Annotated in this window: 14 protein-coding genes; 5 read left to right on the top strand and 9 right to left on the bottom strand. The window is 61.6% G+C overall.

Translation table 11 applies throughout. The features are described from left to right. Positions 1–4: 4 nt before the first annotated feature. Both SGJ19_25180 and SGJ19_25175 read right to left on the bottom strand, forming a co-directional pair. Positions 5–1,033 (bottom strand): DUF1559 domain-containing protein, encoded by a 1,029-nt coding sequence (locus tag SGJ19_25180; protein ID MDZ4783554.1) that lies wholly within the window; start codon positions 1,031–1,033, stop codon positions 5–7. A gap of 44 nt (positions 1,034–1,077) precedes the next feature. Next, on the bottom strand, positions 1,078–1,533 hold the full coding sequence (locus SGJ19_25175; protein ID MDZ4783553.1) for a hypothetical protein: 456 nt from the start codon (positions 1,531–1,533) through the stop codon (positions 1,078–1,080). 312 nt (positions 1,534–1,845) lie between these two features. On the opposite strand from SGJ19_25175, the gene SGJ19_25170 reads away from it, so the two are divergent. The 5 genes from SGJ19_25170 (at position 1,846) to SGJ19_25150 (ending at position 9,153) form a co-directional block, all read left to right on the top strand. After that, positions 1,846–3,420, top strand: coding sequence for a sulfotransferase (locus tag SGJ19_25170; protein ID MDZ4783552.1), 1,575 nt, complete (start codon positions 1,846–1,848; stop codon positions 3,418–3,420). A gap of 168 nt (positions 3,421–3,588) precedes the next feature. Next, positions 3,589–4,440 (top strand): PEP-CTERM sorting domain-containing protein, encoded by an 852-nt coding sequence (locus SGJ19_25165; GenBank protein MDZ4783551.1) that lies wholly within the window; start codon positions 3,589–3,591, stop codon positions 4,438–4,440. 139 nt (positions 4,441–4,579) lie between these two features. Continuing rightward, entirely contained in the window at positions 4,580–6,133 is a 1,554-nt protein-coding gene (locus SGJ19_25160) for a sulfotransferase (protein ID MDZ4783550.1), read from the top strand. A gap of 261 nt (positions 6,134–6,394) precedes the next feature. Further along, positions 6,395–7,420, top strand: coding sequence for a dockerin type I domain-containing protein (locus SGJ19_25155; protein ID MDZ4783549.1), 1,026 nt, complete (start codon positions 6,395–6,397; stop codon positions 7,418–7,420). A 41-nt stretch (positions 7,421–7,461) separates the two neighbouring features. Further along, complete coding sequence (locus SGJ19_25150; protein ID MDZ4783548.1) at positions 7,462–9,153, top strand: PEP-CTERM sorting domain-containing protein; 1,692 nt, start codon at positions 7,462–7,464, stop codon at positions 9,151–9,153. A 171-nt stretch (positions 9,154–9,324) separates the two neighbouring features. On the opposite strand, the gene SGJ19_25145 is transcribed toward SGJ19_25150, so the two are convergent. The 7 genes from SGJ19_25145 to SGJ19_25115 form a co-directional block, all read right to left on the bottom strand. Continuing rightward, positions 9,325–9,498: a hypothetical protein gene (locus SGJ19_25145; protein MDZ4783547.1), complete on the bottom strand. Its 174-nt coding sequence runs from the start codon at positions 9,496–9,498 to the stop codon at positions 9,325–9,327. A 9-nt stretch (positions 9,499–9,507) separates the two neighbouring features. Continuing rightward, a complete protein-coding gene (gene secD, locus SGJ19_25140) occupies positions 9,508–12,882 on the bottom strand; it encodes a protein translocase subunit SecD (protein ID MDZ4783546.1) in 3,375 nt (1,124 codons plus the stop codon). 18 nt (positions 12,883–12,900) lie between these two features. Next, positions 12,901–13,341, bottom strand: coding sequence for a preprotein translocase subunit YajC (yajC, locus tag SGJ19_25135; protein MDZ4783545.1), 441 nt, complete (start codon positions 13,339–13,341; stop codon positions 12,901–12,903). A gap of 182 nt (positions 13,342–13,523) precedes the next feature. Beyond that, complete coding sequence (gene fusA, locus SGJ19_25130; GenBank protein MDZ4783544.1) at positions 13,524–15,596, bottom strand: elongation factor G; 2,073 nt, start codon at positions 15,594–15,596, stop codon at positions 13,524–13,526. 260 nt (positions 15,597–15,856) lie between these two features. Then, positions 15,857–16,327 carry a 30S ribosomal protein S7 gene (gene rpsG / locus SGJ19_25125; protein MDZ4783543.1) on the bottom strand — a complete coding sequence of 157 codons (471 nt, stop codon included), beginning with the start codon at positions 16,325–16,327 and terminating at the stop codon, positions 15,857–15,859. A 124-nt stretch (positions 16,328–16,451) separates the two neighbouring features. Beyond that, positions 16,452–16,820 (bottom strand): 30S ribosomal protein S12, encoded by a 369-nt coding sequence (rpsL, locus tag SGJ19_25120; protein MDZ4783542.1) that lies wholly within the window; start codon positions 16,818–16,820, stop codon positions 16,452–16,454. A 215-nt stretch (positions 16,821–17,035) separates the two neighbouring features. Further along, the coding region (locus SGJ19_25115) for an efflux RND transporter permease subunit (GenBank protein ID MDZ4783541.1) at positions 17,036–19,983 on the bottom strand (2,948 nt) is incomplete at its 5' end.

Here is a 19,983-nt window from a genome sequence, read left to right as displayed (position 1 = left end):
CCGATCAGTATTGGCCGAGCGGCTGACCGTCGTTGCGGGAACCCAGATAGCCAAATGTGCGGAGGTCGACGGCCTGGGCGATGAAATGCACCGAACCGTCCACAAACACGAACTGCGCACCGCCCTGGTGGTAGCTGCGGAAGTTGCAGCCTGCCTGCCAGTCCCGGCCGACCTTCTGGGCATTGATTCCGTAGACGGTGGAGGATACCGCCCAGGTGCTCATCCACTGCATGTAATCGCCGCAGCCATCCCCGTCGATGTTGACGCCGTGCGTTTCGCCGACGTGCAATGTGTTCGACGCGCCGTCTTTAACTTTCTTGAGCGAGATGTCGTTGGGAAACATATCGAGCATGCCCGGTCCGTTGGGATTGTGACCGTGATAGAAGCCGCGACTGTATTTGGGAGTATCGCCCCAGGTGCAGAGGCAGTATTTCTGCGGATTGCGGCCGTCCGTGCAAAGCCCGCAGCCCTTGGCGATGCCCCAATCCTCCGGTCCCGTGGAGACCGGCCCGGCATTGCCCATGTAAGTGGAAATGGCGGCGTTCTTCTCCGGAGCGAAGCTCCAATTAGCGAAGCCGCCGCGAATCCAGGGACTCGGCTCGTCCGGGCAGACATAGGCGGGAATCAACACCAGCTGCGCCTGGGATTTGAGCCAGGCACTGGTCTGGTCGCCGGCGCTGAACGAGCGGATATCGAGCGGCTTCAACTGCTGGTTGATCGCCGTCTGTTCAATGAAGGGGAGGATCAGCGTTCGCCAACTGCCGGCATAGCGGACGCTGGTGCCGTTCGGGTTGGACTCCCAATCATGGTCCGCCGAACCGTAGGGGAATCGCTTCTGAGCGGCATGATAGCTATGGAGAGCCAGGCCGATCTGCTTCAGATTGTTGGTGCATTGCGCGCGCCGCGCCGCGGCCCGGGCAACCTGAAGCGCGGGGAGCAACAGCGCGATCAGGATACCGATGATGGCGATCACCACCAGCAGTTCGACCAAGGTGAATCCGGACGTCCGACGGCTCGGGGTACTGCGCCACATAGCGACATTCCTGGGTTGGAGTTGTACCGCCTTGCTTGATCCGTCTATTCAATGGACCATTCACGAAATCCTGGATGTTGGTCGTCGACCTTATCCGTGAAAGGTGTTTCTTCCGGCGTCGTGTATTTTTCCGGGATGACAAAGCCGCGCTCGATGGTCGGGGGGGGAGCGTCGGCGGGCACGTCCCCTCGGCCCGGTTCACCGGGGTGCGGGGCGTATGCGAGGATCACTACCCGGTATTCGCCCGGCAAGGCGCCGTCATTGGCTTCCAGCGTGGTCAAAGTAAACGTGCCATCGCTTTGCAGTTCCCCGCGAGCCTGCCGGCCGCTGTCATTAACCGGAGAATAAAGGACCGTTCCGGCGGTCAACACTTTGCGTTGGTAAAAAATCTTACCGCGAATCGGCACCGTGCCTGGCAGTCCGCTGCCGCCGCAGCCGGTCAAGGAGGCGAAAAACAAGGCGACAAGCAACCCGTGGCGAAAAGCACGCGGCGAATCCATTGACTTCGTTCTCCTCGTGGGAGCAGGCGCGACCGCGACTCGAGTTTCCGACCGCCGCCTGCCAAGATCAACGGCAAGAAGCGCATTGCGGCTGCGATATCGCGCAGCGTACCTCCGCTAGCATAGGCGATGCCACGATTCTATCAATGGACTGTTTGGCGATCGTCAGCACTTCGTTCCATGGAGGTGATGGAACCGAAGTGGGTGCCAGCCCGCGGAAATCGGCAAACTGGACCAACGCGGGCGTCGTGGTTAGACTCGACTTCATCGAAGCCGCATACCGCCATTCGCAAGTCCGGGCGAGTCTTTCCCTTGGCAGACAAACGTAAAGGAGCGAAACGGCGCAAAGTCCGGCCGGCCGCCCCCGTTCTCGACGATTTGCCGGAACTGCAGGCCGCCCGCGCACAGTGGGTGAAACAAGACTTGCTTGGCGCCTTGGCCCGTTTTGATCGCGCCGTGCGGGACAATCCCCGGCATGTCCGCGCATTGGTCGACGCCAGCCGAGCCTTCGGCGCGATGTACAACTACGCTCGGGCCGAGGAGTTGGTGGACCGATTGCTGGATCTGGGACGCGGTCAGGGGCCCATCCTGCACTTGGCGGCGCAAAGCTACCGCCTGATGCGCCGAACCGACCAGGCGATCGCCGTCTTCCACCAGGCGCTTGCGGCGCGGAACCCGACCTCGGAATCGCACCTGGAGCTGGGGCTATTGTACGAACGGCGCAACCGTCTCGACGAGGCGCTCACCCATGCCGAGGCGCGATTGCGCGCACAGCCGCACGACGCGGAAGGGAAGTTCTTGAAAGCCCGCGTGCAGCGCCGCCAAGGGGCGCTTGAAGCGGCCCGTGAGGGATTGCAGGCGATCGCCGACGCCCCCACGACCCATTGGATGACGCGAAGCCGTGCCTGCGCGGAACTTGCACAGTTGCTCGACGAGGAAGGCGCCTACGCCGAAGCCTGGCAAGCAATGCTCGCCGGCAAGCAGCTCACCTCCCCGAATGCGCGCGAAGCTAAAGCGCACCGCGACCGGCTGGTGCCGCCGTTGATGAATTTGGCCCAAGATATTCTGCCGGAGAACTTCAATCGCTGGCGGGCCGGCGCCGTGGACGATACTCCGAAACTCGCTTTACTGACGGGGTTGCCGCGCAGCGGTACGACGTTGCTGGAGCGCATTCTTGACGCTCATCCGGGCATCGTCGCCTGCGACGAATTCGACGCGTTTCCCCGGCTCATGTTTCCGGTATTGCTGGGACGTCATTCGCCAGCGGACCTGTCGCCCGAACTGCTCGACGCGATTCCCGAACCACTGCTGGCCCCACAACGAAGCGCTTTTGCCGATGCGATGTCGGCGGCTGTGGGACAGCCGCGCGGCGACGCCTGGCTGCTGGACAAGAACCCGTCGCTGCTGCCGCTGATCACGCCCTACCTGAGATTTGCTCCGCACGGTCGCGTGATCGTCATGCTGCGCGATCCGCGCGACGTGCTCGTGAGTTGCCTGATGGCTTACCTGCCGTTGAATGATTTCAGCGTCGATTTCCTCGACTTGGATGCCGCGGCTGATCGGCTAATTGCCGATCTGGAAGCGTGGCGCGGGTTGCGCGCGAAGACGGGAAACGCCTGTCGCGAGATCTGGTACGAGGATCTCATCGCCGACGTGCGATCTACCTCGCTGCGGATCTTGGAGCACTTGGGGCTGCCGTGGCATGACGATGTCGATCACTACCGAGACATCGGCGCACAGCGGACCGTTTTTTCCCCATCCTATGACAGGGTCGCTCGGCCGGTGTACCATTCCGCTGTCGGACGTTGGCGCAACTACGAGCAGCAGTTGGCGGGCGTCCTCCCGCGGCTGACGCAGTCGCTTGAACGACTGCGGGGCTCCCTGTGATTGCTTGACGCGGAATGTAGGGCAAATGCGCGATAACTTGGCAAACAGCCTGCTTTTTGTTTGACACGCCTCACGCTGCGATGCTACCCTGACGGGGTATGTCGGGAATTCCCCTGTTGGCCGCATGCAGCGGCTCGTTTTGCGATCCATCTACTGAGATACGGCGCCATGAGAATCAAGCATTTGGGAAATCAGTTGGCGAAGCGACTCCGTCGCTTGCCGAAAACGCCGCACCTCGCGGGTGCGGCGATCCTGGCTGGCGGAATGATGTTCGCTGGCGTCGCGCAGGCGGACACGTTGCTATCCGAGGATTTCAATGGGCTGACGCTGGGCCCGTTCGTCTCGTCGACCGAAAGCGGCGGCGACGGCACCGACTGGACCGACGTGCCGCCGACTGGCTGGGCGCGCGACAATGGCGCGACTCCTGTCGGCGGGCCGGCGGAGTTTTTCGGCTTCACGTTCATGGACGTGACTGCCTGGGTGGCCACCGAAGCAAATCAGGACCGCGCTTCGTTTACGAAGGGTTCCGGCGCCGTGATGGTGGCCGATGCCGACGCCTATGACGACGACGCCGGCAACGGCAACGTGCTGGGCGAAGCAAGCCAGTCGTTCAACGTGTTCATGACCACATCGCCGATCGACTTGACCGGCATCGCGGCCGGCACGGCGGCGCTGAACTTCGATTCCAGTTTCCGCCCCTACGAAGCGCTGACCGGTTTGGTCGACGTTTCCTTTGACGGCGGCGCGAACTTCAGCAACTTGTTGACGCTGAACGCCGCCAACTCGGGCGGCGACAGCTCCCTCACCCGCGCGAATGAATCGTTGAGCTTGCCGATCGACAATCCGACCGGCGGCTCGATGCTGATTCGCTTCGGCATGGCCACGGCCGACAACGACTGGTGGTGGGCGGTCGACAACGTCGAGGTGACGGGGAACCCGGTGCCGGAGCCGAGTTCGATCGCGCTGGCTGGCTTGGCGGCCGCCGGACTGACCGTCGCCGGACTTCGTCGCCGCAAGTAAGGCGACTACCATTGTTGGTTGCCATCCTACATCCCCGCTGGTTCGTGCCGGCGGGGATTTTTTGTTGCGCCGCGAGTCAGTCGCTGTTCGGGATTCGCTAAACTGGGATGGTCGTTGGCTTCTCTATTGCACGCTACTTATGAGCGCCGTTCCCGCGCCTGAGTTTGACGATCTCGCGCCGCTGCAGGAAGCGCGCGCGCTCTGGCAGCGCGGCGAACGGGAAGCCGCTTTCGAGCGATTTGCAGCGGCCGTGACGCAAGCGCCGCGGAATGTTCGTGCGCTCCTGGAAAACGCCCGCGCACTCGGCCAAGTCTATCGCATCGCGGCGGCGGAGGAGCTACTGGCGCGAGTGAGATCGCTGGCCGGCTTCGACGAGCGCATCCTGCCGCCGCTCGTACAAACGTTCAACGAGTTGCACCGGCCGAATCTCGCGATCGAAGTCTTGGAAGCCGCGCGGAACGGCGGCCGCTTGGCGCCACCGCTGCTGGCCGAGTTAGCCGTGCTCTATGAGCGGAGCAACCGCGTGGACGAAGCGCTCGCAGCCATCGAGGAATGCGTCCATTCCGCCCCGTTGCAGCCGGAACCACGACTCATTCTCACGCGACTGCTGCGCCGCCGCAAAGACTACGCTGGGTGTGAGTCGTTACTCCTCGACTTGACTTCGGCGTCCGCGCCGCATCCGTTGGTTCACGTTCAAGCCTGGACGGAGCTTTGTCAACTGCGCGACGACGTCGGCGATTACACCGGCGCCTGGGAAGCTATCGAGCAGGCCAAGCAGTTGCATCGGCAGTTTCCTCAAGCCGAACCCATGTCACGCCGCGCCTTCGCACTTAACGAGACCTTGCGGCAGCTCTACGAGGGACTGGACGAGGCCACGTTCACGACCTGGCGCGACGATGATTTGCCGACCGACGCGCGGTGCAGCGGTGTGGCGCACTTGCTGGGCTTTCCCCGTACCGGCACGACGCTACTGGAACAGTGCGTGGGCGCGCATCCTGGCTTGGTCGATTCACCGGAGCGGGCTGTGTTCACCCGCGACATTTTTCCGGCCATGCATCAGCTCCGGGGCGAGCGACCGCTCACGGCCGAGGTCTTGCGAGACATCCCGCGGCCGCGGCTTGCGCAACAACGGGAAAGTTATCTGCAAGCGTTCGAGGCGATTCAAGGAGAACCACTCGCGGGCCGCGTGCATCTGGATAAGAACCCGAACCATATGTCGCTAATTGCGGGGCTGTTCCGCTTGTTTCCGGAATCTCGCTTTGTCGTCGCGCTGCGCGATCCTCGCGACGTGCTGGTGAGCAATTACCTGCGCCATTTTCCACTGACCGAGTTTGGCGCCGGCCTGCTGACCCCAGGCAGCGTTTGCGCCATGTATGCCAGCGATATGAACATCTGGCTGCGGGTGCGGGAATGGCTCGCGGATCAATCGTTGGAAGTAAAGTACGAGGACACGGTCAAGGACCTGTCCGGGCAGGCGAAGCGTGCCCTGGCGTTCTTAGGCCTGCCGTGGGAGGACAACGTGCTGCATTATCGCGAAGCTGCCCAGCACAAAGTTGTGAACTCCCCCAGCCACGATGCGGTTCGCCAGCCCGTTTACACCCATGCTGCGGGGCGGTGGAGGCACTATGAGCGACCGCTCGGCGCGTACTTCGAGCGCCTGACGCCCTACCTGCGGGCATTCGGGTACGACTGAGCCAATTCACGCCGTCGGACGTCTCGTGTCTCAGTAGGGCAGGATGGCGACTTGCCCGCGGACTCCAGCTAGGATGAAGGGTACATTTTCCGCTGTTTTTTTGCGCGATTCTAGCTTGGCGCTCATCGCGATCGGCGTTAGTTAGTGAATAATGATGGTCCTGCCGCGCGCAGCGCCGTGGCCGGGATGGCCCATATCGTCCTGCGACCGCCAGGTTCAGATTCCCCGTCAGCAAACTCACCTACTTGGGAGAATACATCCATGGTCATCAGGAATTGGCCCGCCCGGCTCGCCGCTCGGCTCGGCCAGGCTCGGACGACGAAAGTCGTGGGCGCCGGTGCCGCCATCTTGGCTGGCGGCATGATGTTCGCTGGCGCCGCCGACGCGGCGACCTTGCTGGTCGAGAGCTTCGAAGACTTGACGCTGATTCCTTTCGTTTCCCGCGCAGGCGGCGACAGAACCGATTTCACGACGGATCTGCCCGTCGGCTGGGTGCGTGACAATTCGACCACGCCGCCCCCCACGCCGGAGACCCCCGAATACTTCGGCTTCCAAGCCATGGACGTCGACTCGTGGGTGGCGGAGGCCGGCCAAGCTCGCGACCAGTTCGCTAGAGGCGGCGTCGGCGCCCATGGCACGGTGCTGGTCGCCGACGGCGATCAATATTCGGATCGCGTCACTGTTGGCGGTGATGCAATGAACGTCTTCCTGACCACGCGACCGATTCCCTTGGCGGGCGTGGGCGCCAACACGGTGACGCTGAAATTCGACTCCAGCTTCCGCCCCTATGCCGAGATGACAGGATTGGTCGAGGTGTCGTTCAACAGCGGCGCCACGTTCACCAACCTCTTGACCCTGAACACGGCGAGTGCCGGGGGCAACAGCTCGCTGTCCCGCGCGAATGAGGCCATTGTGTTGCCGGTCGCCAACCCAACCGGCGGATCGATGTTGGTCCGCTTCGGATACGTGACGGCGGACAACGATTGGTGGTGGGCGTTGGACAACATTAGCGTGATCACGCCCGTCAACGTCGAGGGAGACGTCAACGGCGACAATCTGGTCACGCTCACCGACTTCGACGTCATCCGCCAGAACTTCTACGAAGGCAACACGCTCGAAGAAGGAGACGTCAATCAGGATGGCTTCGTGAATGAACTCGACTTCCGTCTTTGGAAGAACGCCTACGGCGGCGGCGGACCGGCTGCCGTACCCGAACCGTCGTCGTTGGCCTTGTTGGCCGGCGCCGTGCTCGGCGCCGCGGCGCTCGTCAAGCGTCGTCAGTCGTAACTCCTCAAAATCCGATCATTTCAAATTGAGGAGTTACCAACATGATGCGCAGAATTGGATATTGTCTGGCCATGACCGGTGCGCTCGCGGCGCCAGCGGCGGCGCAGGAGCCCACAATCCGTTTCAACGTGCCAGGACCGGCCGATTGGAACGTGGCGCCGAATTGGGTATTTGGCACTCCGGAAGACCCGATGAACGTTGTTCCCGGCGACGGCTTCGCTGAGGATGTCGCGTTGATCGGTAACGGCGGGACGGCCACGCTGAGCAACACGGCGCTGTTTCCGATCGACGGATTGTTGCTCAACAACGGCGGGCTGGAAATCCGGAACGGCGGCTCACTCGTCGTGACCGAAGCGCCCCCGAGCACCTTTCAGGGACTCGGAGCCACGCGCTTGGGCGGCACTGGCCGGCTGACGATTGTCGGCAACGGCAAGCTGACGACTGACAAACTCAATATCAACGGCGGCACACTGTCGCAGCGCTTTACCGGAGCGAACAACACCCCGATCAGTGTCAGCGACGCCGCGTTCATCGGAGGCAATCTGTCGGTCGGATTCGACAGCTTCAATCCCACGATCGGGCAAAGCTGGAAGATCATCGACGCGCCGGCGAATCAATTGTTTGGGCAATTCTCGACGATCGACGCGCCCGACATGCCGCGGGGCGCGGTGATTCGCTCGACGTTCGATCAAGCTTCGGGCGATGTCTCGGTGGAGTACGACAATGCGCTCATCCTGAGCGTCAATCGGCGCACAGGCGCCGCGTCGATCTCGAACGTGATCGGCCCGGCAATTGTGATCGACGGATATACGATCGGCTCCGGTACTGGCCAACTGAACGTCGCCGGTTGGAGCAGCCTCGATGACAAGAATTCCCCCGCAGGATGGTCAGAGGCGAATGTCGACGCGCAACGGCTGAGCGAGTTGTTGCCGGATCCGGACATTGCGCCGCTTTCGATCACGGTGGGCGGCCAGCCGCTCTCGATCGGCACTCCGTATGTCGGGCAAACCGGAGCCTTTGGCGTGCCGGAAACGCGCGACTTGCAGTTCCGCTACTTCACGCCTGATGGTGAATCGAAAGCTGGGATCGTGGAGTACACCGGCCCGCACAACAACATTGTGTTGCTGGTGGACCCGGCCACCGGCGCCGCCGCCATCCAGAATCAGTCAGCTTCCACCGTGGAAATCGACTTCTACACGATCAGCTCGGCGTCCGGTTCGCTGAACCCGGCCGGTTGGGAGAGTCTGGACGAACAGAATGTCGGCACCTGGGCGGAGGCCAATCCGCAGACTGATCGGCTGAGCGAATTGTTTTCGGATACGGACCCGACCGGCGGTTCAGTCTTTAACGCCAACAAGGCCTACGAGATCGGGAATGCGTTTACCGTCGGCGGCGAGCGCGACCTGGAAGTCCGCTTTACGTTCGCCGACGGCACGCCGTATACCGGCATCGTGGAATACGGCGCGTTCGATGTCGGCACGGGTCCGCTCGGCGACACCAACGACGACGGCTTCGTGAACATCATCGATCTCAACAACGTCCGCAACAACTTTGCCGGAATTGGTTTGGGCGATACGGACGGCGACAACGACGTCGACATCACGGACCTGAACAACGTCCGCAACAACTTCGGCGCCGGTTCGCCGGGGGCGAACGCGGTGCCCGAGCCAGGAAGCTGGGCTTTGCTGGGGGTCGGTCTAGCGGCGCTGGGGATGGCCCGTCGCCGTCGTTAGTCGCCTCAGGCACATCGAGGTCCGAACAATACTTAGCGCAATCACTTGGAGCGCTGTTGGGCTCACAGTCCCAACAGCGCTTTTTTATTTGTATGAAAAGCAACCGCTCGGCAAGGCAGCCAATTTTCGGCAAGCGCCAGGTAGGCGATGCGATGCGCAATCCGACCAGCCTTACGCGATCGCACCCCAGGTCTGCGGTTCGTCGGCGCAGCCAGGCTGATTGCGGCCGCTGACTTCCTGCTCGACGTGCTGGAGCGTGTGCCGCCCAGGGTTCGAGCAGACGCTCGCGCCACGCACCTGCCACAAACCGAATGTATGCTGGACGAGCCCCTTAACGCATCCCACGGCGAAGCCTCAGCGCCGCGTTGATGCCGCCACGGCTGTCTCTTGCTTCACGCGACCGGAGTCGACATCCTGGGCGGCGCCGATCCAGAGCACCAACGGCGCGGCGATGAACACCGTGCTGTAAGTACCTGAGAGCACGCCAACGAGCATACAGAAGGCGAAGCCGTGAATGCCCTGGCCGCCTAAGGCGTACATGATCATCACGGTGATGAACACCGTTAACGACGTCAAGATCGTGCGGCTCAAGGTTTGGTTCAAGCTCAGATTGATCATGTCGGCCGTGAGCTTGGGGCTCTTGCCTTTGACTTCGCGCATCCGGTCGAAGATCACGATCGTATCGTTGATCGAAAACCCGATGATCGTCAAGAACGCGGCGATGATGGGCAGGTTGATCTTGAATTGCTGCACGCCAAGGAACGCCAGTGAATCGGCCAGATAATAACTGGCGCCCAACGCCACCAGAGCCACGAGGACGTCGTGAATCAAGGCGATTACCGCCGCCACGCCGTAAACCAGGCGTTGGAAGCGTACCCAAAGATAAATAGCGATCGCCACGATGCTGGCGAGCAACGCGTAGATTGCCGACCACTGCGTGTTCGCGGCAACCTGACCGCCGATGGCGCTTGACGACGGGAAGTAAGGCTCCGATTCCAATTCTACCTTCAACTTCGCGAACACCGCGCTCGCCTGCTCGGGCGCGAGCGCCACGCGCACGTTCCATTCCTTGAAGGCTTGCGTGGCCCCGGCGTCTTGCTCCGCGTTAGTGGCTTCGAAGGGCACGTCGCCGACGCCCAGAGCTTCCGCGGCCTCGCGGAAGCGTTTTTCCAAGTTCGCCTGGCTCAATCGTTGCGAAAATTTGAGCGTCGTCCGCGTGCCGCCATCGAAGCGGCTGCCGGCCGGAGCCGGCGTAGCCAGTGGACTGATCTGTGCGGGCGAGGGAGTTTCAGTCGTCGGCGGCACTGGCGCCGAAGTCGTTGGCGCCGGGGCTGCTTCCGTTACCGCTGGAGCTGTCACATCAGATGCCGGCGTTTCCGTCGCAACGGGCGGCGAAGTGGTTGCTTCAGTAGCGCCGCCGGTTTCCGGCTGGGCGTCTTGGTAGACCACGCCACAAGCGCCGCCGGGAGTTGCGTCGCTGGACGTGTCTGTCGAAGCCTCGGTCGGCGGGGCCGGGGGCGTCGTCGAAGTCACGGGCGCAGTGATGACGGGCGGCGGCGTCACGGCGGGAGCGGCCGACGGCGTGATCATCGCCACTTCGCCGATCTCCACCGAGTTTCGCGCAAGCTTCATGTCTTTGAAGAGGAGCGACAAAATCGCTTCGACCGCTTCGATGTTCGGATTGGAAGTATCGATCAGGAATCGCTTATATTCCGGTTCGCCGGTGATTTGCACCGAACTGACCGCCACGTCCGGCAGGGTTGTCAATTCGTCCAAGCGTTGCTCGAAGGTCGCGTCGATCTGCTTTTGAATCTCCGGCGTCACGGCATCCACCGCCGGCTGCGAGCCGACCAGTTCTCGTTGGATCTCTTCCTTCAACTCCGTGGATTGCGTGGCCACGAGCATCTCGCGGACCTGTTTGCGGACGTCCTCCGGCAATTCGCTGGAGACCGCTTTGCGCACCGGCGTCTCGCCGTCCGCGACCGGTTCGTCGAACACGGCTTCGACCGACACGCCGCCGGTAAAGTCGATGTCCAACAGTCCCTTGCCGCGGCTGACGACGGTCACCAGTCCGGCGCCGATTAAGAGCGCCGACAAGATCATGGCCGGACGCATCCAGGCCACGAAATCGAAGTTCGTATGTCCGATCAACTGCGTCAGGTGCAATTTCGTGATCCACTTTTTCCGTTCGGCGATTTCCATTGCCACCCGGGCACAGAAGATCGCGGTAAACATGCTCATCGCCACGCCGATAAACAGCGTAGTAGCAAAGCCCTTCACCTGATCGGTGCCGATGAAGAACAAAATCACGGCCGTGATCAAGGTCGTAACGTTGGAGTCGAAAATCGCCGAGAACGCCCGATCGAAGCCGTTGCGAATGGCCATCTTCATCGTGGCCCCACGGGCCTGCTCTTCCCGCATGCGTTCGTAGATCAGCACGTTCGCGTCGACGGCCATGCCGACGGTCAGCACCAAACCGGCCAGGCCGGGCAAAGTGAACGCGGCGTTGAACATGGTCATCGCGCCGACGGTCAAAAGCACGTTCATCACGAGCGCCGCACAGGCGATCAGGCCCGCGAAGCGATAGTACACGAGCATGAAGACCAACACTGCCGCCGTGGAAACCACGATCGACAGCTTGCCTTTTTCGATCGAATCTTCGCCGAGCAACGGACCGGTCGTCCGCTGACTAACGGGGTCTTTCTTGAGCGCCGCCGGCAAGCTGCCCGCGTTCAGCACGTCGACCAGGGCCTGCACCGGGGCGCGGTCGATGTAGCTCGGGCTGGTGATCTGCCCGCGGTCCGAAATCACGGTCCTGATGCTCGGCGCCGTGAAGATTTCACCGTCCAAAATCACCGCCAGATTCTTGGACCGATTGGTAGCCCGATCCGGCAGGTTTTCCGAGGTCAATTGGCTAAAAAGCTGCGCGCCAGTGGAATTGAACTGGAAATCGACGGCGAAGTTTCCGGTGTCGTTGTCCGGGCCCACCGTGGCGCGGCTTAGATATTGCCCTGACACATTGTGACGGTCGACCAAGACCAGGATTTCCTTGATCGGCTTCCCGCCGCGCGTGCTGTCGCGCACGATCGACTCGCTCGAACTGGCCAGTTCCTGCGCCTCCTCGTTCGCCCCCAACGGCACCCAGCGTGCGACCACTTCGTCGCCAAGCCGCACTTCGCGTCCCGGCGTCGCCATCGCGCCGCCCACCAGGTCTCGGTCAGTGCTATTGCTCGCCAGGATGCGAAATTCCAGCGAGCCGCTCCGGCTGATATGCTCCTTGATCCGCTCCGCTTCGTCGGATTCCACCTTCGGAATGATGATTTCCACTTGCCGCTCGCCGTAAGGGCGCACGACAACTTCCTTCAATCCGCCGGGATTCACGCGCTTCGTGACGGCGGCGATCAACTGGTCCATCGGCACGGGGCCGTCTTCCGCCGAACGTTGCGAGTCGTCAACCTCGTAAATCAGGTTCACGCCGCCGCTCAAGTCGACGCCGTATCGCGGCGGCCACTTGAGGACGTTCACGGCGAGGCCGACGATCAGCGCGAACAGGATCACGCCCAGGCGACGCCCGTAGTCCGGCGTGCGAAGGAACTTCGCCAGCCAGACGCCGATCACCCAGGGGAGGATCAACACCGCCAGGGTCACCGCGGCGCGGCCATACGAACCCAGCGAGTCACTCATCCGCGCGGCCTGCGCCAGCAGCGGCCAACCAAGATTTGCCCACATATCGTCACTTCCGCCAGACTATTTGGTTTCTTTGGATTCCGTCGACTCGACCGCCTCGTCTCCGAGCACGCGGACGATCGAACTGCGGGTTACTTTGACCCGGGTATTCGAAGTCTCGTCGACGCGCAACGTAACTTCGTCGGCCCCTTGATGCACATTGACCACCACGCCGTAAAGTCCGCCGGACGTCACGACGCGGTCATTTTTCTTGAGCTGGTCGAGCATAGATTGCCGCGTCGCCTGTTCGCGTCGCTGCGGGCGAATCAGCATGAAATAGAACAGCGCCGTAATCACGACGAGAATCGGCAGCATGCCGAGACTATCGATGATCGACGGCGCCTGAGCAGGCGCGGCGGCCCCCCCGTCAGGTGCAGCAGGCGCCTGAGATAATAGCGCCGCCGCCAACGAGGCGGAAAAACTGCCGAACGATGAGAACATCCACGCCCCCGAAAACGCCATGGGCGAACAGAAGCGGCCCGCCCGCCACACGCGAACCGGGCCGACCGACCAAAAATCAAGCCCGTATGGTAAGCCCTTGCCAGAAAAGGGACAAGGGGAAGTGGAGAGACTTCGCGCATCGGAAGCGGAAGTAGAAATTGCCGCCATGCCACTGAAAACTGATCACTTAAAACTTCAAACCCCTAATCCACAAACCCGCGCAACACGTCCTGAGGCGCCGGGCCGTAGGCCGCCGGTTCCATCGAGCTGGACGCGCGGCCTTGGCTCAGTCCCCGCATCGCGCCGGAGTAGCCGAACAGATTCGCCAGCGGCGCCTCGGCTTCGATGATCGTGTTCTGGCCGCGATGGAACGTCTGGGTGATGATCCCGCGGCGCTGTTGCAGGTCACTGATGAAGTCGCCGAAGTATTCGTCCGGCGTGGTGATTTCCAGCTTCATGATCGGCTCGAGCAGTACCATGCCCGCGGCGCGCAGGGCCTGATCGAAGGCGTCCGCCGCGGCGACGCGGAAAGCGATCTCCGTGGATTCCGTCTCGTGCGTCTCACCGCCCAGCAGCGTGATCTTCACTTTCATCAGCGGGAAGCCGAGCAAACCGGTGATTTGCTGCTGCAGCGTTTCGAGCGCCGCTTGCGAGAAACTGCCCGGCAAGGTTGCGCCAGCGGCGTCGAGCACCGTGATTGGCTGCGGCCCGTCGAAGGGCTCCAGCCGGATACGCACTTTTGCAAATGTCTGCTGCCCGGCGATCTGCCGTCGGCATTCGCCTTCGGCTTCCACGGAGCGCTCGATCGTTTCGCGGTAGCTCACGCGCGGCTTGTGGACCTTCACGTTGAGATTGAAGTCGCGCAACAGACGGTGCTTAATCACTTCCAAATGCAACTCGCCCATGCCGGAGATCAAGGTTTGGCCTGTTTCCTCGCTCTCTTGAGCGCGGAACGTCGGGTCTTGTCGCTTGAGCATCTCCAACGTCTCGGCCAGCTTCTTGCGCTCCGCGCTCGTCTCCGGCTCAATCGCCATCGAGATCACGGTCTCCGGGAAGACGATCGATTCCAGCACGATCGGGCTCTGCGAATCGCAAAGCGTATCGCCGGTGATGGAGTTGCGGATGCCGATGATGCCGATGATGTCGCCGGCTTCGACCTGCTCCACCTGCTCTTTGCGGCTGGCGTGAATGTGCCAGAGTTGCGCGGCGTTTTCTTTCTTATCCTTGCCGGCGTTGTAGACGCGGGTGCTCGACTTGAGCGTGCCCGAATACACGCGGACGATCGCCAGGTCGCCGTGTTTCTCGGCCAGAATCTTGAACACCAGCCCGCAGAACGGTTCCTTGGGATCCGGTTTGCGGATCTCCTTGGCGTCCTTCTTCTTGGGATTGATGCCTTCCACGGGCGGCTTGTCGGCCGGGCTGGGCAAAAAGTCCTGCACGGCGTCCAAGAGCGGCTGCACGCCAATACAATCGAGCGCCGATCCGCACAAGAGCGGTACCGCCAGGTTATGCACCGTGGCCCTGCGCAGCACGTCGCGAATGAGTTGGGTGGGAATAGGCTCCTCGGCCAGCGCCAGCTCCATCAATTCATTGCTGTAATCGTAGAGCTGCTCCAGCATCTGCCCGCGCCACATCTCGGCGAGATCGCGCGCATCGTCCGGGATCTCCGCGAGATTCACCGTCGCCTGGGCTTTATCCCGCCCGCCAATGAACGACATCAACTTCATCTCGATCAGATCGATCACGCCGCGAAACGCGCCCGGCGTGTGCGGCGGGCCGGCGCCGAGCGGGATTTGAATCGCGATGGGATTCGAGCCGAGCCGTCGGCGAATCTCCGACAGCGTCCCTTCGAAGTCGGCGCCTTCGCGATCCATTTTGTTGATGAACGCTACGCGCGGCACGTGATACTTGTCGGCCTGACGCCAAACGGTTTCGCTCTGCGCTTCGACCCCTTCGCGCGCACTGAACACGACGACACCGCCGTCCAACACGCGCAGGCTGCGCTCCACTTCGGCGGTGAAGTCAACGTGCCCCGGCGTATCGATCAGATTGATCGTCACGTCGCGCCACTGAAACGTCACGCAAGCGGAATAGATTGTGATGCCGCGCTGCTGCTCTTCCTCGTCGAAATCGGTTTCCGTCGTCCCTTTATCGACGTCCCCCATGCGATGCAGCATGCCGGAAAAGAAGAGCATCCGCTCAGTCACGGTCGTCTTCCCGGCGTCGATGTGGGCGATCACGCCGATATTACGAATGGAATGCAAGTCGCGAGGCATAGGAACACGCTTTTTTCGAGGGATTCACCACGGAGGGCACGGAGAACACGGAGGGGAGGAAGTTTGAAGTGTTCAGTTTTCAGTAGTGTGACGCGGACTCTTCACTGACAACTGAACACTGAAAACGTCAAACTCATCATCTCTTCCCCTCCCCCCTCCGTGTTCTCCGTGCCTCCGTAGTGAAATCTTAAGTGAACGACCGCGCATGAAAAAGGCCGCGCGGGAAGCGGTGTTCCTGCGCGGCCTCGAGCTGTTTCAAACTACCAGGCGAAGTGCGCGAACGCCTTGTTGGCGTCGGCCATGCGGTGAACGTTTTCGCGCTTGGTGTAGGCGGCGCCTTCTCGTTTGTAGGCGGCGATCAACTCGTCAGCCAGCTTGAGGTGCGTGGCACGCCCCTTCTTTTCGCGGACCGACTGCAGAATCCAGCGAATCGCCAGCGACTGTTGCCGCGTGCGGTTCACCTGCATCGGCACCTGGTACGCGGCGCCACCGACCCGGCGGGATCGGACTTCCACCTCGGGACGGACGTTCTCGACGCCCCGGGTGAAGACTTCCAGCGGATCGACGTCCGGCAGCTTCTCCTTGATGATGTCCATGGCGCCGTAGACCACAGCCTGGGCCGTGCTCTTCTTGCCCGACCACATCAGGGAGTTGACGAACTTGCTCACCAGCAGCGACCCGTAAACGGAATCCGGCACAAGCTGCTTACGACTGGCGGTAATGCGAGGCATGGGAACTCAAAAAATGATGAATGTTGAACGACGAACGATGAATTGGGCGGAAAGACGACTGATTTGAAACATGAGTCCGATCGGATCCACATTCATCATTCATCATTCTGCAATCATCATTCTCCTAACCCTTCTTCGCCCCGTACAAGCTGCGGGATTGCTTGCGGCCGTTGACGCCGAGGCAGTCCAGCGCGCCGCGGATGATGTGGTAACGGACGCCCGGCAAGTCACGGACACGGCCGCCGCGGACCAGCACGATGCTGTGTTCCTGCAGCGAGTGGCCTTCGCCTGGGATATAGACCGTGACTTCCTTGCCGTTAGAAAGCCGCACGCGGGCGATCTTCCGCAGAGCCGAGTTCGGCTTCTTCGGCGTCATGGTCTTCACCTGGAGGCACACGCCGCGCTTTTGCGGGCACTTGTCCAACACAGGCGCTTTGCTGAATTTCCGCGGCGGGCGACGACTGCGGCGGATCAATTGGTTAATTGTCGGCATCGAGCTATCTCAAGGTACGGCAGGCACTTAGCACACGCGATCCAGTCCGCGCGGCAATCCCCGGTCGAAAAAGCGAACCGCCTTCCCCCGGCAGGGAAACCACATAAGTTACAGGAATTCCGCAGGGTGTCAAGCGATCCGAGACGCCATCGACGCTTCTCAAACGGCGTGTGGCAAGCCGTGCGGCGCGAATCGCCCCGGCGTTTTGGCGCCAACTACGCCGTCACCAACTCAGTGGTAGTTGGTTCGGCTTCCTCGCCGTGCAACTGCACATGGTCGACCGGCGCGCGGCGGACTGGGCGCCACCATTCGTTGATCCGCTGGCAAAACTGGAAGAAGACCGGCACGAAGAACACTGCCAGCATCGTCGAGGCGATCATGCCGCCGAACACCGCGGTGCCGAGGGCCTGTTGCCCGGCCGCGCCGGCGCCTTCGGCCACCACCAGCGGCGCCACGCCGAGGATGAACGCGAAGGAGGTCATCAGAATCGGCCGAAAGCGCAAGCGGGCCGCTTCGACGGCGGCATCGTAGATGCTGCGCCCTTCCAGCCGCAGCTCGCGGGCGTATTCGACGATCAGGATCGCGTTCTTGCTCGCCAAGGCGATGATCAACACCATGCCGATCTGCGTGTACATATTGTTGTCCATGCCGCGCAACGAAACCGCGGCAATGGAGCCAAGCAAGCCTAGGGGCACAACCAGAATCACCGCCGCGGGCGTAATCCAGCTTTCGTATTGCGCGGCTAGCACGAGATAAACCATGATCACAGCAAAGCCGAAGATCAGGAACACTTCGTTGCCGACCTTCTTCTCCTGATACGAGATGCCCGTCCACTCGTAACCCAGGCTGGCGGGGAGCTCCTTATCGGCGATCTGCTCCAGTAACCGAATCGCCTCGCCGGAGCTGAAACCTGGCGAGGGAGCGCCGGAGATCAACGCGGACGGATACAGGTTGTAACGGGAAATCACTTGCGGCCCGAACACGCGCCGCACCTTGACGACGCTGCCCAGGGGAATCATCTCGCCGGCCGAATTGCGCACTTCGAGCCGCTCGATATCTTCCGGTCGCAGCCGGAACGCTTGATCGGCCTGAACGCGGACCTGGAATGTCCGCCCGAACTTGTTGAAGTCGTTGACGTAAGCCGAACCCAAGTAAGCCTGCAACGTGCCGAACACATTGGTGAGCGGGACGTCGAGCGTTTTCACTTTCACGCGATCGACATCCACATACACTTGCGGCACGCCGGAACGAAACATCGAATTCAAGCTCGACAAGCCGGATTGGCTGCCACCGGCCTGCAAAATGCGATGCAACGATTGGCTCAGTTCCGTCAGGCCGACATCGGCGCGGTCTTGAAGCTGCATCTCGAACCCGCTCCGCACGCCGAGCCCCGGAATGGACGGCGGCGGGAAGCTGAAGATCATGGCTTCCTTGATCTGCGAGAACTGTCCTTGCAGACTGCCGATGATGCCCATTTGACTCAGGGACGGGTCCTTGCGATTGTCCCAAGTGTCAAAGGCGACGAAGACGTTCGCTACGTTCGAAGCGGCGCTTCCTTCCACGAAGGAGAAGCCGCCGATGACGAACCAATCGGTGACGCCCGGTTGCTTCAACAGGATGTTATGAATCTGATCGACGACTTCGCGCGTGCGTTCCTGCGAAGCGGCGTCCGGCAACTGCACGGAGACGATGAAGTACCCTTGATCTTCGACCGGCAAGAAACCCGTCGGCACGCGGTTGTACCACCAGGCGGTGAGCGCAATCAGCGCGACGAACACGGCCATCATCGCCCAACTCCAATGCAAGAGCTTGCGGATGATGACGGTATAGGCGTGCTCGACCTTGTTGTAGACGTAGTTGAAGCCCCGGTAGAACCAGTTTTTCTTTTCCTTCGGCTTGCGCAGGTACACCGCGCACTGCGCCGGCTTGAGCGTCACGGCGTTGACCGCGCTGATCAGCGCCGTGGCCGCGATGGTGAGTGCGAATTGCCGATAAAGTTGCCCGGTGATGCCGCCCAGGAATGCCGTCGGCAAAAACACCGCCATCAACACGAGCGTGATGCCGATGATCGGGCCCAACACCAATTCCATCGCCCGTATCGTGGCTTGCCGGGGCGTTTGCCCGCGCTCAATGTTGTGCGCCGCGGCCTCGACGATCACGATCGCGTCGTCGACCACGATGCCGATCGCCAGCACCAGCCCGAACAGCGTGAGCATGTTCACCGAGAAACCAAGGGCAAACATCGCCGCGAAGGCGCCGATAATCGTCACGGGCACAGTTGTCGCCGGCACCAACACGGCGCGCCAGTCTTGCAGGAACACCAAGATCACGATCAACACCAACACGCCGGCTTCGATCAGCGTCACGTAAACCGCGCGAATCGCCTCCTTAACGAACTTCGTGGTGTCGACCGGAAACGAGTACTGCATCCCCTCAGGAAACTTCTCGCCCATTCGCTCCACGGCTCGACGCACGCCATCGGCAACCTCGATGGTATTCGATCCCGGCAGTTGAAAGACGCCCAAGCTGGCCGCTTGATGGCCGTTCTTGAGGGCGAACTGATCGTAGGTCTGCGCGCCCAGTTCCACGCGCGCGACGTCTTCCAGGTAGGTCACGCGCCCTTCGTCGCCGGCTTTGACGACGATCCGATTGAACTGCTCCGGATCGCTCAACCGGCCCAAGGCGGTGACGATGTACTGGAAATTCTGCCCATTCGGCGCGGGCGACTGACCGACCTGGCCAGCGGCGACCTGTACGTTTTGTTCCTGGATCGCCGCCATCACGTCTTGCGTCGTCAAGTTGCGGGCTTTGAGCTTTTCCGGATCGAGCCAGATCCGCATGCTGTAATTATTGCCGCCGAAGATGATGACATCGCCAACGCCTTCGACGCGGCTCAATTCATCCCGCATGTAAAGATTCGCGTAGTTCGACAAGAAGAGACTGTCGAACTTGCCTTCTTCGGAGAGCAGCGTGACGACGATCGTCATGTTCGTCGATTGCTTTTTGCAGATCACGCCTTGCCGGCGGACTTCTTCCGGCAACTGCGGCTCGGCCACCGCGATGCGGTTCTGCACGAGGATTTGCGCCTGATCCAAATCAGTGCCGATGTCGAACGTGACCGTCAACGAATAGGTGCCGTCGCTCGAACAGCTCGACGCCATGT

The organism is Planctomycetia bacterium, assembly GCA_034440135.1.
In the GTDB taxonomy this organism is placed as follows: Bacteria; Planctomycetota; Planctomycetia; order Pirellulales; family JALHLM01; genus JALHLM01.
This window is presented reverse-complemented; position numbering and strand designations above follow the sequence as displayed.

Coding starts and splice junctions, on each gene's coding strand:
- rpsL (MDZ4783542.1), bottom strand. CDS start 16,820: ATGCCGACAATTAACCAATTGATCCGCCGCAGTCGTCGCCCGCCGCGG.
- SGJ19_25175 (MDZ4783553.1), bottom strand. CDS start 1,533: ATGGATTCGCCGCGTGCTTTTCGCCACGGGTTGCTTGTCGCCTTGTTT.
- SGJ19_25160 (MDZ4783550.1), top strand. CDS start 4,580: ATGAGCGCCGTTCCCGCGCCTGAGTTTGACGATCTCGCGCCGCTGCAG.
- SGJ19_25180 (MDZ4783554.1), bottom strand. CDS start 1,033: ATGTGGCGCAGTACCCCGAGCCGTCGGACGTCCGGATTCACCTTGGTC.
- fusA (MDZ4783544.1), bottom strand. CDS start 15,596: ATGCCTCGCGACTTGCATTCCATTCGTAATATCGGCGTGATCGCCCAC.
- SGJ19_25150 (MDZ4783548.1), top strand. CDS start 7,462: ATGATGCGCAGAATTGGATATTGTCTGGCCATGACCGGTGCGCTCGCG.
- yajC (MDZ4783545.1), bottom strand. CDS start 13,341: ATGGCGTTTTCGGGGGCGTGGATGTTCTCATCGTTCGGCAGTTTTTCC.
- SGJ19_25165 (MDZ4783551.1), top strand. CDS start 3,589: ATGAGAATCAAGCATTTGGGAAATCAGTTGGCGAAGCGACTCCGTCGC.
- SGJ19_25155 (MDZ4783549.1), top strand. CDS start 6,395: ATGGTCATCAGGAATTGGCCCGCCCGGCTCGCCGCTCGGCTCGGCCAG.
- rpsG (MDZ4783543.1), bottom strand. CDS start 16,327: ATGCCTCGCATTACCGCCAGTCGTAAGCAGCTTGTGCCGGATTCCGTT.
- secD (MDZ4783546.1), bottom strand. CDS start 12,882: ATGTGGGCAAATCTTGGTTGGCCGCTGCTGGCGCAGGCCGCGCGGATG.